Annotated in this window: 16 protein-coding genes and 1 pseudogene; 13 read left to right on the forward strand and 4 right to left on the reverse strand. The window is 40.3% G+C overall.

Features of this window, described 5'->3' with window-relative positions; all coding sequences use genetic code 11:
* Window positions 1–108: 108 nt before the first annotated feature.
* The 8 genes and pseudogenes from rnr to HT703_RS05770 all read left to right on the forward strand — a co-directional run.
* Complete coding sequence (gene rnr / locus HT703_RS05735; RefSeq protein ID WP_023937384.1) at window positions 109–2,463, forward strand: ribonuclease R; 2,355 nt, start codon at window positions 109–111, stop codon at window positions 2,461–2,463.
* Window positions 2,426–2,893, forward strand: coding sequence for an SsrA-binding protein SmpB (gene smpB, locus HT703_RS05740; RefSeq protein ID WP_001051744.1), 468 nt, complete (start codon window positions 2,426–2,428; stop codon window positions 2,891–2,893). Before rnr ends, smpB begins: the two co-directional genes overlap by 38 nt.
* Window positions 2,894–3,003: 110 nt before the next feature.
* On the forward strand, window positions 3,004–3,768 hold the full coding sequence (gene tehB, locus HT703_RS05745) for an SAM-dependent methyltransferase TehB (RefSeq protein WP_007285037.1): 765 nt from the start codon (window positions 3,004–3,006) through the stop codon (window positions 3,766–3,768).
* A 72-nt stretch (window positions 3,769–3,840) separates the two neighbouring features.
* Window positions 3,841–4,794, forward strand: coding sequence for a competence protein CoiA family protein (locus tag HT703_RS05750; RefSeq protein ID WP_000495916.1), 954 nt, complete (start codon window positions 3,841–3,843; stop codon window positions 4,792–4,794).
* Between the two features lie 18 nt (window positions 4,795–4,812).
* Window positions 4,813–6,615 carry an oligoendopeptidase F gene (gene pepF / locus HT703_RS05755; RefSeq protein WP_000244148.1) on the forward strand — a complete coding sequence of 601 codons (1,803 nt, stop codon included), beginning with the start codon at window positions 4,813–4,815 and terminating at the stop codon, window positions 6,613–6,615.
* Window position 6,616: 1 nt separating this feature from the next.
* A complete protein-coding gene (locus HT703_RS05760) occupies window positions 6,617–7,330 on the forward strand; it encodes an O-methyltransferase (protein WP_007285038.1) in 714 nt (237 codons plus the stop codon).
* A 66-nt stretch (window positions 7,331–7,396) separates the two neighbouring features.
* The gene (prsA, locus tag HT703_RS05765) at window positions 7,397–8,338 is read left to right on the forward strand and encodes a peptidylprolyl isomerase PrsA (RefSeq protein WP_000727950.1); all 942 of its coding nucleotides are present in this window, start codon (window positions 7,397–7,399) and stop codon (window positions 8,336–8,338) included.
* 306 nt (window positions 8,339–8,644) lie between these two features.
* Window positions 8,645–8,740, forward strand: a pseudogene (locus HT703_RS05770) (IS630 family transposase); the annotation flags it as partial.
* A 332-nt stretch (window positions 8,741–9,072) separates the two neighbouring features.
* Here HT703_RS05770 and HT703_RS05775 read toward each other — a convergent pair.
* The 4 genes from HT703_RS05775 to HT703_RS05790 all read right to left on the reverse strand — a co-directional run bounded on the left by HT703_RS05775 (window position 9,073) and on the right by HT703_RS05790 (window position 11,912).
* Entirely contained in the window at window positions 9,073–9,693 is a 621-nt protein-coding gene (locus tag HT703_RS05775; protein ID WP_023937379.1) for a histidine phosphatase family protein, read from the reverse strand.
* Window positions 9,693–10,175, reverse strand: a complete 483-nt coding sequence (locus HT703_RS05780) for an aminoacyl-tRNA deacylase (RefSeq protein ID WP_023937377.1) — start codon at window positions 10,173–10,175, stop codon at window positions 9,693–9,695. The genes HT703_RS05775 and HT703_RS05780 overlap by 1 nt, the downstream gene beginning before the upstream one ends.
* Entirely contained in the window at window positions 10,175–11,017 is an 843-nt protein-coding gene (locus HT703_RS05785) for a DUF368 domain-containing protein (protein ID WP_172929972.1), read from the reverse strand. The genes HT703_RS05780 and HT703_RS05785 overlap by 1 nt, the downstream gene beginning before the upstream one ends.
* Window positions 11,018–11,111: 94 nt before the next feature.
* Window positions 11,112–11,912 carry a glycoside hydrolase family 25 protein gene (locus HT703_RS05790; protein WP_054388320.1) on the reverse strand — a complete coding sequence of 267 codons (801 nt, stop codon included), beginning with the start codon at window positions 11,910–11,912 and terminating at the stop codon, window positions 11,112–11,114.
* A 143-nt stretch (window positions 11,913–12,055) separates the two neighbouring features.
* Between HT703_RS05790 and glmU the strand changes: the two genes are divergently transcribed.
* From glmU to rocS, 5 genes are all read left to right on the forward strand, one after another.
* Entirely contained in the window at window positions 12,056–13,435 is a 1,380-nt protein-coding gene (gene glmU / locus HT703_RS05795) for a bifunctional UDP-N-acetylglucosamine diphosphorylase/glucosamine-1-phosphate N-acetyltransferase GlmU (protein ID WP_054392580.1), read from the forward strand.
* A gap of 9 nt (window positions 13,436–13,444) precedes the next feature.
* Window positions 13,445–13,990, forward strand: a complete 546-nt coding sequence (locus tag HT703_RS05800) for an NUDIX hydrolase (RefSeq protein WP_054392579.1) — start codon at window positions 13,445–13,447, stop codon at window positions 13,988–13,990.
* An 11-nt stretch (window positions 13,991–14,001) separates the two neighbouring features.
* Window positions 14,002–14,316 carry a cell wall synthase accessory phosphoprotein MacP gene (macP, locus tag HT703_RS05805; protein WP_000517865.1) on the forward strand — a complete coding sequence of 105 codons (315 nt, stop codon included), beginning with the start codon at window positions 14,002–14,004 and terminating at the stop codon, window positions 14,314–14,316.
* A gap of 16 nt (window positions 14,317–14,332) precedes the next feature.
* The gene (locus HT703_RS05810) at window positions 14,333–15,025 is read left to right on the forward strand and encodes a 5'-methylthioadenosine/adenosylhomocysteine nucleosidase (protein ID WP_172929973.1); all 693 of its coding nucleotides are present in this window, start codon (window positions 14,333–14,335) and stop codon (window positions 15,023–15,025) included.
* 76 nt (window positions 15,026–15,101) lie between these two features.
* Window positions 15,102–15,593: a chromosome segregation protein RocS gene (gene rocS / locus HT703_RS05815; protein ID WP_000021242.1), complete on the forward strand. Its 492-nt coding sequence runs from the start codon at window positions 15,102–15,104 to the stop codon at window positions 15,591–15,593.
* The last annotated feature ends 91 nt before the right edge of the window (window positions 15,594–15,684 follow it).

A 15,684-nucleotide genomic window follows, 5' to 3' on the forward strand; every position in this document is an offset into this window, starting at 1 on the left:
GCAACCTGCGGCTAGCTTTTTAGTTTGCTCTTTGATTTTTATTGAGTATGAAAGGATGTTTGAGAAGGTTTTACAGTAAAAGAAAATTAAAAAATCTAGAAAGAAAATATGAAAGATAGAATAAAAGAATATTTACAAGATAAGGGAAAGGTGACTGTTAATGATTTGGCTCAGGCTTTGGGAAAAGATAGTTCCAAGGATTTTCGTGAGTTGATTAAAACCTTGTCCCTAATGGAAAGAAAGCATCAGATACGCTTTGAAGAAGATGGTAGTCTGACATTAGAAATTAAGAAAAAACATGAGATTACCCTCAAGGGGATTTTTCATGCCCATAAAAATGGCTTTGGCTTTGTTAGTCTGGAAGGCGAGGAGGACGACCTTTTTGTAGGAAAAAACGATGTCAACTATGCTATTGATGGTGATACCGTTGAGGTAGTGATTAAGAAAGTCGCTGACCGCAATAAGGGAACAGCAGCAGAAGCAAAAATTATTGATATCTTAGAACACAGTTTGACAACTGTTGTAGGTCAAATCGTTCTGGATCAGGAAAAACCTAAGTATGCAGGCTATATCCGTTCGAAAAATCAGAAAATCAGCCAACCCATCTATGTTAAGAAACCAGCCCTTAAACTGGAGGGAACAGAAGTTCTCAAGGTCTTTATCGATAAATACCCAAGCAAGAAACATGATTTCTTTGTCGCGAGTGTTCTCGATGTGGTGGGACACTCAACAGATGTCGGAATTGATGTTCTTGAGGTCTTGGAATCAATGGACATTGTATCCGAGTTTCCAGAAGCTGTTGTCAAGGAAGCAGAAAGTGTGCCTGATGCTCCGTCTAAAAAGGATACGGAAGGTCGTCTGGATCTAAGAGATGAGATTATCTTTACCATCGATGGTGCTGACGCCAAGGACTTGGACGATGCGGTGCATATCAAGGCCTTGAAAAATGGAAATCTGGAGCTTGGTGTTCACATCGCAGATGTTTCCTACTATGTGACCGAGGGGTCTGCCCTTGATAAGGAAGCTCTTAACCGCGCAACTTCTGTCTATGTGACTGACCGTGTGGTTCCAATGCTTCCAGAACGACTATCAAATGGCATCTGTTCTCTCAATCCCCAAGTTGACCGTCTGACCCAGTCTGCTATTATGGAGATTGATAAACATGGTCGTGTAGTCAACTACACCATCACACAAACGGTTATCAAGACAAGCTATCGGATGACCTATAGCGATGTCAATGATATCCTAGCAAGCGACGAGGAAAAGAGACAAGAGTATCAGAAAATTGTTCCTAGTATCGAACTTATGGCCAAACTTCACGAAAGGCTAGAAAACATGCGTGTGAAACGTGGAGCCCTCAATTTCGATACCAATGAAGCCAAGATTTTAGTGGATAAACAAGGTAAGCCTGTTGATATCGTTCTTCGTCAGCGTGGTGTTGCCGAGCGGATGATTGAGTCTTTTATGTTGATGGCCAATGAAACAGTTGCCGAGCATTTCAGCAAGCTGGACCTACCTTTTATCTATCGAATTCACGAGGAGCCTAAGGCTGAAAAGGTTCAGAAGTTTATTGATTATGCTTCGAGTTTCGGTATTCGAATCTATGGGACTGCTAGTGAAATGAGTCAAGAGGCACTTCAAGATATTATGCGAGCAGTTGAGGGGGAACCTTATGCAGATGTATTGTCCATGATGCTTCTTCGCTCCATGCAGCAGGCTCGTTATTCGGAGTATAATCACGGGCATTATGGACTTGCGGCTGACTATTATACTCACTTTACTAGTCCGATTCGTCGTTATCCAGACCTTCTTGTTCACCGTATGATTCGTGATTACGGCCGTTCTAAGGAAATAGCAGAGCATTTTGAGCAAGTGATTCCAGAGATTGCGACCCAGTCTTCCAACCGTGAACGTCGTGCCATTGAGGCTGAGCGTGAAGTCGAAGCCATGAAAAAGGCTGAGTATATGGAAGAATACGTGGGCGAAGAGTACGATGCGGTTGTGTCCAGCATTGTCAAGTTTGGTCTCTTTGTTGAATTGCCAAACACAGTTGAAGGCTTGATTCACATCACAAATCTACCTGAATTTTATCATTTCAATGAGCGTGATTTGACTCTTCGTGGGGAGAAATCAGGAACAACTTTCCGTGTAGGTCAGCAAATCCGTATCCGAGTTGAAAGAGCCGACAAGATGACGGGTGAAATTGACTTCTCTTACATCCCAAGTGAGTTTGATGTGATTGAAAAAGGCTTAAAACAGTCTAATCGTAGTGACAGAGGGCGTGGTTCAAATCGTCGTTCAGATAAGAAGGAAGATAAGAGAAAATCAGGACGCTCAAATGATAAGCGCAAGCATTCACAAAAAGACAAGAAGAAAAAAGGAAAGAAACCTTTTTACAAGGAAGTAGCTAAGAAAGGAGCCAAGCATGGCAAAGGGCGAGGGAAAGGTCGTCGCACAAAATAAAAAGGCGCGCCACGACTATACAATCATAGATACGCTAGAGGCAGGGATGGTTCTGACTGGAACTGAAATCAAGAGTGTACGAGCTGCTCGAATCAATCTCAAGGATGGCTTTGCCCAAGTAAAAAATGGAGAGGTCTGGTTGAGCAATGTCCATATCGCTCCTTACGAAGAGGGCAATATCTGGAACCAAGAACCAGAACGTCGTCGTAAACTCCTGCTCCATAAAAAGCAAATCCAAAAGTTGGAACAAGAGACTAAAGGGACAGGAATGACCCTGGTTCCTCTTAAAGTCTATATCAAAGACGGTTATGCCAAGCTTCTTTTAGGTTTAGCTAAAGGGAAGCATGACTACGATAAGAGAGAGTCTATCAAACGTCGTGAGCAAAACCGCGACATCGCGCGCGTGATGAAAGCTGTTAATCAGCGATAAAAAGAGGAATTGAAAATGGAAAAATTAGTTGCCTATAAACGCATGCCTTTGTAGACTAAAGAAACCATGCCTGAAGCTGTTCAGCAAAAGCACAATACAAAAGTTGGGACTTGGGGAAAATTACTGTCTTGAAGGGAGCTCTCAAGTTTATTGAATTGACAGAAGAAGGGGAAGTTCTAGCTGAACACCTCTTTGAAGCAGGGGCAGATAATCCCATGGCACAACCACAAGTCTGGCACCGAGTGGAAGCTGCCACAGATGATGTGGAATGGTACTTGGAATTTTATTGTAAACCTGAGGATTATTTCCCTAAGAAATACAATACCAATCCTTTTCATTCAGAGGTTCTAGAGGCCATGCAGACAGTAAAACCAGGGAAAGCTTTGGATTTGGGTTGTGGTCAGGGGCGCAATTCTCTTTTTCTAGCCCAGCAAGGTTTTGATGTGACGGCTGTAGATCAAAATGACCTGACCCTTGAAATCTTGCAAAGTATTGTGGAGCAAGAAGATCTGGACATGACTGTTGGTCTTTACGATATCAATTCAGCTAGCATTGGGCAAGAATATGATTTTATCGTATCAACTGTTGTTCTCATGTTTCTACAAGCAGACTGCATTCCAGCTATTATTCAAAATATGCAGGATAAAACCAGTGTTGGTGGCTATAATCTTATCGTTTGTGCTATGGACACGGAGGATTATCCTTGCTCAGTGAACTTCCCATTCACCTTTAAAGAAGGGGAATTGGCAGACTATTACAAGGATTGGGAATTGGTTAAGTACAATGAAAATCCAGGCCATTTGCACCGTCGCGATGAAAATGGCAATCGTATTCAACTACGCTTTGCGACCATGCTAGCCAAGAAAATCAAATAAAAATGAATGAAGATTAGGAATTTTCCTGATCTTTTTTCTTTTTTACGAATAATATAGAAAAGGAGGGAAATCATGTTTGTTGCGAGAGATGCTAGGGGAAAATTGGTAAATGTGTTAGAGGATAAGCTTGAGAAGCAAGCATACACCTGCCCAGCTTGTGGAGGTCAGCTTCGTTTGCGTCAAGGACCAAGTGTACGGACCCATTTTGCCCATAAATCCTTAAAAGACTGTGATTATTCCTCTGAAAATGAAAGTTCAGAACATCTGGCCAATAAGGAATCACTTTATCACTGGTTGAAAAAAGATTCAGAGGTTCAATTAGAATACCTGCTTCCAGAACTTAAACAGATTGCGGATGTGTTTGTAAATGGCAATCTAGCTTTAGAGGTTCAATGTAGTCCCTTGCCACAAAAAGTTCTTAAAGAGCGCAGTGAGGGTTATCGTAGCCAGGGTTACCAAGTACTGTGGCTACTGGGAGAAAAACTTTGGCTCAAGGAGCGTTTGACTCGTCTGCAACAAGGTTTTCTCTATTTTAGTCAAAACATGGGCTTTTATGTTTGGGAAGTAGACAAGGGAAAGCAGATTTTAAGGCTTAAATATCTCATACACCAGGATCTTCGAGGTAAACTCCATTATCAAATCAAGGAATTTCCCTGTGGTCAAGGTAGTCTACTGGAGATATTACGTTTTCCCTATAAGAAACAAAAAATATCTCATTTTACAGTTTCTGAGGATAAGGACATCTGTTGTTATATCCGGCAACAACTGTACTATCAAAATCCCATTTGGATGAAAGAACAAGCAGAAGCCTATCAAAAGGGAGAAAATGTCCTGACTTATGGGCTGAAAGAATGGTATCCACAAATTCGACCACTAGTAGGTGATTTTTGCCAAATTGAGAAGGATTTGACCAGCTATTATCAGTATTTTCAAATCTATTACCAAGAAAATCCTCAAAATGATTGGCAAAAGCTTTATCCACCAGCCTTTTATCAGCAATATTTCTTGAAAAATATGGTAGAATAGAAAGGATGGAGGAATCTAATGGTATTACAAAGAAACGAAATAAATGAAAAAGATACATGGGATCTATCAACGATCTACCCAACTGACCAGGCTTGGGAAGAAGCCTTAAAAGATTTAACAGAACAGCTGGAGACAGTAGCCCAGTATGAAGGCCATCTCTTGGATAGTGCGGATAGCCTACTCGAAATTACTGAATTTTCTCTTGAAATGGAACGCCAGATGGAGAAGCTTTACGTTTATGCTCATATGAAGAATGATCAGGATACACGTGAAGCTAAGTATCAAGAGTACTATGCCAAAGCAATGACACTCTATAGTCAGCTAGACCAAGCCTTTTCATTCTATGATCCTGAATTTATGGAAATTAGTGAAAAGCAGTATGCTGACTTTTTAGAGTCTCAACCAAAATTGCAGGTTTATCAACACTATTTTGACAAGCTTTTGCAAGGAAAGGATCATGTTCTTTCACAACGCGAAGAAGAATTATTAGCTGGAGCTGGAGAAATCTTTGGTTCAGCAAGCGAAACCTTCGCTATTTTGGACAATGCGGATATTGTGTTCCCTTATGTCCTCGACGATGATGGTAAGGAAGTTCAGCTATCTCATGGGACCTACACACGTTTGATGGAGTCTAAAAATCGTGAGATTCGCCGTGGGGCCTATCAAGCCCTTTATGCGACTTACGAACAATTCCAACACACCTATGCTAAAACCTTGCAAACCAATGTTAAGGTGCAAAACTATCGTGCTAAAGTTCGCAACTACAAGAGCGCTCGTCATGCAGCCCTAGCGGCTAATTTTGTTCCAGAAAATGTTTATGACAATTTGGTAGCAGCAGTTCGCAAGCATTTGCCACTCTTGCATCGTTACCTTGAACTTCGTTCAAAAATCTTGGGAATTTCAGATCTCAAGATGTACGATGTCTACACACCACTTTCATCTGTTGAATATAGTTTTACCTACCAAGAAGCCTTGAGAAAAGCAGAAGATGCCTTGGCAGTCTTGGGTGAGGATTACTTGAGCCGTGTTAAACGTGCCTTCAGCGAGCGTTGGATTGATGTTTACGAAAACCAAGGAAAGCGTTCAGGTGCCTATTCTGGTGGTTCTTACGATACCAATGCCTTTATGCTTCTTAACTGGCAGGACAATCTGGACAATCTCTTTACTCTTGTTCATGAAACAGGTCACAGTATGCATTCAAGCTATACTCGTGAAACGCAACCTTATGTTTACGGAGATTATTCGATCTTCTTGGCTGAGATTGCCTCAACGACCAATGAAAATATCTTGACGGAGAAATTATTGGAAGAAGTGGAAGACGATGCAACGCGCTTTGCTATTCTCAATAACTTCCTAGACGGTTTCCGTGGGACAGTTTTCCGCCAAACTCAATTTGCTGAGTTTGAACACGCGATTCACCAAGCGGATCAAAATGGTGAAGTCTTGACAAGCGATTTCTTAAATAAACTCTATGCTGACTTGAACCAAGAGTATTATGGTTTGAGTAAGGAAGACAATCCGGAAATCCAATACGAGTGGGCTCGGATTCCACACTTCTACTATAACTACTATGTATACCAATATTCAACAGGCTTTGCGGCGGCCTCAGCCTTGGCTGAAAAAATTGTCCATGGTAGTCAAGAAGACCGTGACCGCTATATCGACTACCTCAAGGCAGGTAAATCTGACTATCCACTTAATGTCATGAGAAAAGCTGGCGTTGATATGGAGAAGGAAGACTATCTCAACGATGCCTTTGCAGTCTTTGAACGTCGTTTGAATGAGTTTGAAGCCCTTGTTGAAAAATTGGGATTGGCGTAAGATGGTTGAATCGTATAGTAAAAATGCCAACCATAACATGCGTCGCCCTGTCGTCAAGGAAGAAATTGTAGACTTGATGCGTCAGCGTCAAAAGCAAGTCACAGGTTCCTTGAAAGAATTGGAAGACTTTGCCCGCAAGGAAAATATTCCCATTATTCCCCATGAAACGGTTGTTTATTTCAGGTTTCTCATGGAAACCATGCAACCTAAAAACATTCTGGAAATTGGGACGGCTATCGGTTTTTCAGCTCTCTTGATGGCAGAGCATGCGCCAAATGCTAAGATTACAACCATTGACCGTAATCCAGAAATGATTGGTTTTGCCAAGGAAAATTTTGCCCAGTTTGACAGTCGCAAGCAAATCACTCTCCTAGAGGGAGATGCGGTAGACGTCTTATCTACACTGACAGAGTCTTATGATTTCGTCTTTATGGATTCTGCCAAGTCTAAATACATCGTCTTTCTGCCAGAAATCCTCAAACATTTGGAAGTTGGAGGTGTGGTTGTCTTGGATGATATTTTTCAAGGTGGTGATGTTGCCAAGGACATTATGGAAGTTCGTCGTGGCCAGCGAACCATTTATCGAGGACTTCAAAGACTATTTGATGCAACCTTAGACAATCCAGGACTCACCGCAACATTAGTACCTCTGGGGGACGGCATTCTCATGCTTCGTAAAAATGTAGCAGATGTTCAATTGCCTGACAGCGAATGATTTTCAGAAAAATTTAAGAAAATATAGTAAAATAGATAGAGTAACACTTATCTCAAAGGAGTAGACATGAAGAAAAAACTATTGGCAGGTGCCATTACACTATTATCAGTAGCAACTTTAGCAGCTTGTTCGAAAGGTTCAGAAGGGGCAGACCTTATCAGCATGAAAGGGGATGTCATCACAGAACATCAATTTTATGAGCAAGTGAAAAGCAACCCTTCAGCCCAACAAGTCTTGTTAAATATGACCATCCAAAAAGTTTTTGAAAAACAATATGGCTCAGAGCTTGATGATAAAGAGGTTGATGATACTATTGCCGAAGAAGAAAAACAATATGGTGAAAACTACCAACGTGTCTTGTCACAAGCAGGTATGACTCTTGAAACACGTAAAGCTCAAATTCGTACAAGTAAATTAGTTGAGTTGGCAGTTAAGAAGGCAGCAGAAGCTGAATTGACAGATGATGCTTACAAGAAGGCCTTTGACGAATACACTCCAGATGTAACGGCTCAAATCATCCGTTTGGACAATGAAGACAAGGCCAAAGAAGTTCTCGAAAAAGCCAAGGCAGAAGGTGCTGATTTTGCTCAATTAGCCAAAGATAACTCAACTGATGAAAAAACAAAAGAAAATGGTGGAGAAATTACCTTTGATTCTGCTTCAACGGAAGTACCTGAGCAAGTCAAGAAAGCCGCTTTCGCTTTAGATGTAAACGGCGTTTCTGATGTGATTACAGCAACTGGCACACAAGCCTACAGTAGCCAATATTACATTGTAAAACTCATTAAGAAAACAGAAAAATCATCTAATATTGATGACTACAAAGAAAAATTAAAAACTGTTATCTTGACTCAAAAACAAAATGATTCAACATTTGTTCAAAGCATTATCGGAAAAGAATTGCAAGCAGTCAATATCAAGGTTAAGGACCAAGCCTTCCAAAATATCTTTACCCAATATATCGGTGGTGGAGATTCAAGCTCAAGCAGTAGTACATCAAACGAATAGTCCAAATCAATAAGTCAGGGAAAAAACTCGACTTCAGGAAAAAATGAAGTAAATCTTCCCACAATAAAACGCATAGTACAAGGTTTTCAATACCTGATATTATGCGTTTTTTGATTTTAAAGACTTTTTGACTAGCCCCATTTTTTAACTTAATACTCAGTGAAAAGCAAAGATTAAACTAGGAAGCTAGCTGTAGGCTGCTCAAAGAACAGCTTTGAGGTTGCAGATAAGTCTTATGAGGTCACCAACATATATAATGTGAAGCTGACGTGGTTTGAATAGATTTTAGAAGAGTATGAGTTGGAAGTTTTAATGGATAATGCAAGATTCCATAGAATGGGTAAGCTAGAGTTCTTATGTGAAGAGTTTGGGCATAAACTTTTACCTCTTCCTCCCTACTCATCTTATACTCAATGAAAATCAAAGAGCAAACTAGGAANNGCAAGGCGACGTTGACGCGGTTTGAAGAGATTTTCGAAGAGTATTAGTATAGAAAAGTGAATCTGAACTAGTACATCACTGCTTCTAAAACATTCTTATAAATTGATTTAAATTCTCAAATCAATTTATTCAGTTCATATTTCATTTTGCTCTACAATTCTGTTGAGAAGACATGTGTTCATATCAAAAAGGTATTGGCAAGTTGCAATACCTTTTTACGAGTCTCTTTTGTCTTATTTTTGTTTCAACTGACTATATCTCCTATGGTTCTAGTTCAGAAGACTAGGCTATAATTATGATTGATAAGAAGTATCATTCCAAGTATCGAGAGTAAACGTTTCAAAATCATGGGTTTCTAGAATGGTCAGGCTGGCATTTGCTAGACCGCCATCTTTACGAAGAAGTGGTTCTTTATATCCTAGAAGAGTACGAAGACTGGCAGTAAGATTGGCGCCGTGTCCGACAATTAGAATACGCTCAGATGGACTATCTTTTAATGATTTGATAAATTGGATAGTTCGTTGTGTTGTGCTATAGAGGGATTCGGCTCCAAACATTTGAGTGTCAAATTGAGCAAGATTAGTACGGAAAGCCTGGATTTGTTGCGGGTAAATAGCTTCCAAGGTTGCAATTTTCAAACCTTCCAACTTCCCCAGCTGCCATTCACGGAGATTAGGAACGCTTTCTAAAGGACAGGGGGTCCTGAGTTGACTTTGGATAATCTCGGCAGATCTGACCGCTCGAGGTAAATCGCTTGAATAAATCTGATTAAAAGGAATTTCCTTGAGATATTGGCCAAGTTGTTTTAGGGTTTCAATGGATTCAGGAAGAAGGGGAGAATCTCCACTAGCACCTTGAAAACGCCCTTCTTGGTTCCAGACGGTACGACCGTGGCGGACAAAGTAGAGTTTCATTACTTGCTGTCCTCCAAAATATCTACAAAGTCGGCTTTTACAAAGTTAGCCAAGTCTTGTGGCGCGACGATAATGCTGTGACCAACTTCGCCAGCAGAGACAATCATTTGATCCAAGTCTAGGGCGATTTTATCGATAAAAATGGGGTAATTGTGTTTCTGACGAATTCCGACAGGATTATTAGCTCCATGAATGTAACCAGTTGTTTTTTCCAAGTCCTTTTGTGGAATCATGCTCACTTTTTTATTGCCAGAAATTTTAGCTAGTTTCTTTTCAGACAAGTGCTGAGTGATAGGGACAATTCCGATAATCGGTCCTGTCTTGTCTCCCAAAAGAGCCAAGGTTTTGAAAATCTGATCTCGTTCATAACTTTGAGGAAGCTCTCCTTCCAGGGCATTGATTTGAATCCCCTGATGTGGGATACCTGCTTTAGATAGGATTTGTTCCACCAATGTTTTTTTGATTTTAACTTTTTTTGCCATTATTTATACTTATCCTCCAATTGGCTCATCCAAATACCAAGCCAAATTCCCAACGCAAAGAAGAAGGCGATGATGACATACCCAACAAGAGAAAGACCAGTGTATTGGATACTTTCAGCGTTCCCTGCATTTGGAATCAAAATCAAAAGAGTACTTGATAGGACGATACCGATGATGAAATGATAGACGCGTGAGTGGTAGTTGTTTAAGGCATAATCCATCAATTTTGAAAAAATGATGAGAGTTGCGCCTGCTCCGATTCCAATCGGGAAGAAGGTTCCCAAGAGGTCAAAGGTTTTAAAACCAGTCAACATAGGAGCATAGAGTCCCAAAATCAAAAGTAGATTTGATGGACTGAGACCAGGAACTAATACGCCAAGAGCCAGCAGTGCACCAACTAGGACGAAATTAAGAAAGCTGGCACTTAAGGTTCCAACTACAAAATTTAAGGCATAGAGACCTAGCCCAGAAATGATAAAGGTTGCCCAGAACCAAGCTAAATCAATCTTGTCTCGGTCAGATTCTCGAGTTGATTCTTTAAGAAGGCTAGGAACCGTACCAATGATGGCACCTGCAAAGCTCCATAAGACAAAGACCTGATAATTTTCAAGCAAGTATTCAATCGGATAAGAAAATAAGCCGATTCCCAGAAGCATACCGATGGCAACTGGAATAAAGTACAAAACATTTTCTTTAAAGTCTTTAAAGGGATGGGCCAGAAAACCAATCATTCGTTCATAGATTCCTAAGATTGCTGCTAGAACCCCTCCGGAAATTCCCGGTAAGATAAATCCAAGAGCAATCACAATCCCTTTAATAAGGCGCGCTAACCATGAGAGCATATAGTTCCTCCAACTATTTCTATTTCAAAAAATCCTTACTATATTGTATCACAATCAAACACAAAAAGAAAAAGCAAATGCTAAACAAATGCTTTTAAGGTTTTAAAAAGATTTTTCTAAAGGTTTCTTCTTTGTTTTTTAAGGGAGAGATGACGTTGATATCCAAATCGTGGTCAAAGCCGGCAATTTTTCCTTTAGATGTGTATTGGTGAATATCATAATCTAAGTCAGTTTTAGGACTGCTCTCCAAAAATCCTGAGTTAGAGCCGTAGGACGGAATCCAAACAGAGGTAAACTTGCCTGTATCAATACTATGTTCTTCCATGAAATAGACCCCAACGTAGATGCCGATGTTTTTAGCACCTAGTGATGCTAGTTTTGCTCGAAAGGCTTCAACACCCTCGTTCATATTGGACATGGTTTTGTCTTCTACGTCTAGCCAATAGTAACTAGGGCTGTAAGGAGAGGCAGCATTGTAGAAAACTTCGGCGGCCTTTTCCATTTCTTGGACACTTTTTCCAGCTACATAAGCGTAGACCCCAACTGGGACATTCCGCTTTTGAAGTTCAGTGATATGACTCTTATAGGCCTTGTCTATTCCATTGATAAAGGAAGCATCATTTTCTTTTGTCGTTTGAGCACCACTGTGAACACGAACAATAGCGCCTGAAATATTTTGTGAGAGGGCATCGTAGTTGATTTCCTCAGGACGCTGCCAGCCAGAGAGGTCAATAATCGGTTTGTCTAAGTGTTTCAAAGCCTGTGCTTCAATCTGCGCTATGTTGGATTTTGTTTTAAAGGATTGGTTGTCATTAAGTGGGCGATTGATGATTAAAATGAAAATTATGATCCCAAAAAAACCAAATAAAATAAGTGGATGAATTTGTTTTCTCATATCTTATGATTTTACCCTAAAAATCAAAAAAAATCAAAAAAATGGGTTAAGGAAAGGACTTTGGAGCATTTTTTCATTCAAGAGCGCGGAATGATTTGAAATATGGTATAATAAAAGGGAATTTCTACAGAAAAGAGAAGATTATGTCAAATTTTGCCATTATTTTAGCAGCGGGTAAAGGGACTCGCATGAAATCTGATTTGCCAAAAGTGTTGCACAAGGTTGCGGGTATTTCTATGCTGGAACATGTTTTCCGTAGTGTGGGAGCTATCCAACCTGAAAAGACAGTAACAGTTGTAGGACACAAGGCAGAATTGGTTGAGGAGGTCTTGGCTGGACAGACAGAATTTGTGACTCAATCTGAACAGTTAGGGACAGGCCATGCAGTTATGATGACAGAGCCAATCTTAGAAGGTTTGTCCGGTCACACCTTGGTCATTGCAGGAGATACTCCTTTAATCACTGGTGAAAGTTTGAAAAACTTGATTGATTTCCACATCAATCATAAAAATGTGGCCACTATCTTGACTGCTGAAACGGATAATCCTTTTGGCTATGGACGAATTGTTCGTAATGACAATGCTGAGGTTCTTCGTATTGTTGAGCAAAAGGATGCCACAGATTTTGAAAAACAAATCAAGGAAATCAACACTGGAACATACGTTTTTGACAACGAACGTTTGTTTGAGGCTTTGAAAAATATCAATACCAACAATGCTCAAGGAGAATACTATATCACAGATGTCATTGGCATTTTCCGTGAAGCTGGTGAAAAAGTTGGCGCTTATACTTTGAAAGATTTTGATGAAAGTCTTGGTGTAAATGACCGTGTGGCTCTTGCGACAGCTGAGTCAGTTATGCGTCGCCGCATCAATCATCAACACATGGTCAATGGGGTTAGCTTTGTCAATCCAGAAGTAACTTATATTGATATTGATGTTGAGATTGCTTCTGAAGTTCAAATCGAAGCCAATGTTACCTTGAAGGGGCAAACGAAAATTGGTGCTGAGACTGTTTTGACAAATGGTACTTATGTAGTGGACAGCACTATTGGAGCAGGAGCTGTCATTACCAATTCTATGATTGAGGAAAGTAGTGTTGCAGACGGAGTGACAGTCGGTCCTTATGCCCACATTCGTCCAGGTTCAAGTCTGGGTGCCCAAGTTCATATTGGTAACTTTGTTGAGGTGAAAGGGTCTTCAATCGGTGAGAATAGCAAGGCTGGTCATTTGACTTATATCGGAAACTGTGAAGTGGGTAGCAAGGTTAATTTTGGTGCAGGAACCATTACAGTCAACTATGACGGCAAAAACAAATACAAGACAGTCATTGGCAACAATGTCTTTGTTGGTTCGAATTCAACCATTATTGCGCCAGTAGAGTTAGGTGACAATTCCCTCGTTGGAGCTGGTTCAACTATTACCAAAGACGTGCCAGCGGATGCTATTGCGATTGGTCGCGGACGTCAGGTCAACAAAGACGAATATGCGACTCGCCTTCCTCATCATCCTAATAATCAGTAGGAGCCTATCATGGAATTTGAAGAAAAAACGCTTAGCCGAAAAGAAATCTATCAAGGACCAATATTTAAACTGGTCCAAGATCAGGTTGAATTACCAGAAGGTAAGGGAACTGCCCAACGGGATTTGATTTTCCACAATGGAGCTGTCTGTGTTTTAGCAGTAACGGAGGAGCAAAAACTCATCTTGGTCAAGCAGTACCGCAAAGCCATTGAGGAAGTCTCTTACGAAATTCCAGCCGGAAAGTTGGAAGTAGGAGAAAACACAGACCCTATAGCAGCAGCCCTTCGTGAATTAGAGGAAGAAACAGCCTATACAGGGAAGTTAGAACTCTTGTACGACTTTTATTCAGCCATTGGCTTTTGTAATGAGAAGTTAAAACTATACCTAGCAAGCGATTTGACAAAAGTGGAAAATCCGCGTCCGCAGGATGAGGATGAAACCATAGAAGTCCTTGAATTGAGCTTAGAAGAAGCCAAGAAATTAATCCAATCAGGTCATATTTGTGATGCCAAGACAATTATGGCTGTACAATATTGGGAATTGCACAAAAAATAGAGGAGGTCAGTATGGGTAAACCTTTATTAACGGATGAAATGATTGAAAGAGCTAATAGAGGCGAAAAAATTTCAGGTCCTCCTTTACTAGATGATAATGAGGAGACTAAGATTTTACCAACCTCTTCTTCCCGTTTTGGTTATGCCAATCCTAAGGATCATGGCTTTAGCCAAGAAACCTTGAAGATTCAGGTCGAACCGTCTATTCATAAAAGCCGTCGCATTGAAAACACCAAGAGAAATGTCTTCAATTCTAAACTGAATAAAATCTTATTTGCAGTCATCTTTCTCTTGATTTTGCTTGTCTTAGCAATGAAACTGTTGTAATAGAAAAGGAATTGAAATGAAAATAGGAATTATTGCGGCTATGCCAGAAGAACTGGCGTATCTGGTCCAGCATTTAGACAATGCCCAGGAGCAAGTTGTTTTAGGGAATACCTATCACACAGGCACCATTGCCTCGCATGAAGTCGTTCTTGTAGAAAGTGGAATTGGTAAGGTCATGTCTGCTATGAGTGTGGCGATTTTGGCTGATCATTTTCAAGTGGATGCTTTGATTAACACGGGATCTGCTGGAGCAGTAGCAGAAGGTATTACTGTTGGGGATGTCGTGATTGCTGACAAATTAGCCTATCATGATGTGGATGTCACAGCTTTTGGCTATGCTTATGGACAAATGGCGCAACAACCGCTTTATTTCGAATCAGATAAAACCTTTGTTGCCAAAATCCAAGAGAGTTTATCTCAATTGGACCAGAACTGGCATCTTGGTTTGATTGCTACAGGAGATAGTTTTGTTGCAGGAAATGACAAGATAGAAGCGATTAAGTCCCATTTTCCAGAAGTTTTAGCAGTTGAGATGGAAGGAGCAGCTATTGCTCAGGCAGCGCATGCCCTTAATCTTCCAGTTTTAGTCATTCGAGCTATGAGTGACAATGCCAACCATGAAGCAAACATCTCTTTTGATGAGTTTATTATCGAAGCTGGACGTCGCTCTGCTCAAGTCTTATTAGCCTTTTTGAAGGCCTTAAATTAAGCGAAAATTTGACAGTTTTTCTAGCTTATGATAAGATTTAAATAAAGAAAAGCTAGAAAACGTTTCAGAGGATATTATGAGTATTGAAATGACCGTCAGTGAGATTGCAGAGGTCTTAGGATTATCTCGCCAAGCAATCAATAACCGTGTCAAAGAATTACCAGAAGAAGACACAGATAAAAATGACAAAGGGGTAACAGTCGTTACCAGAAGTGGCTTGATTAAGCTAGAAGAAATCTATAAAAAAACGATTTTTGAAGATGAGCCTGTCAGTGAAGATGTCAAGCAACGTGAACTGATGGAGATTCTGGTTGATGAGAAGAATGCAGAAATTCTTCGTCTTTATGAACAATTAAAAGCCAAGGATCGTCAGTTATCAGAAAAAGACGAGCAAATGCGCATCAAAGACCGTCAGATTGCTGAGAAAGACAAACAACTGGATCAGCAGCAACAATTGACCCTTCAAGCCATGAAGGATCAAGAAAATCTTAAGCTAGAGCTGGACCAAGCAAAAGAAGAAGTCCAATCCACTAAGAAAGGCTTTTTTGCTCGTTTATTTGGAGGATAATCAAGGAGCTGTTTAGGTTAAATGCTAACCTGATGGCTTCTTTTATTTCTAATCTAAATAGTATAGTTGCTCAAGTAATACTCAATGAAAA

Source organism: Streptococcus sp. 3874 (assembly GCF_013276425.1).
Lineage (GTDB): Bacteria > Bacillota > Bacilli > Lactobacillales > Streptococcaceae > Streptococcus > Streptococcus pseudopneumoniae.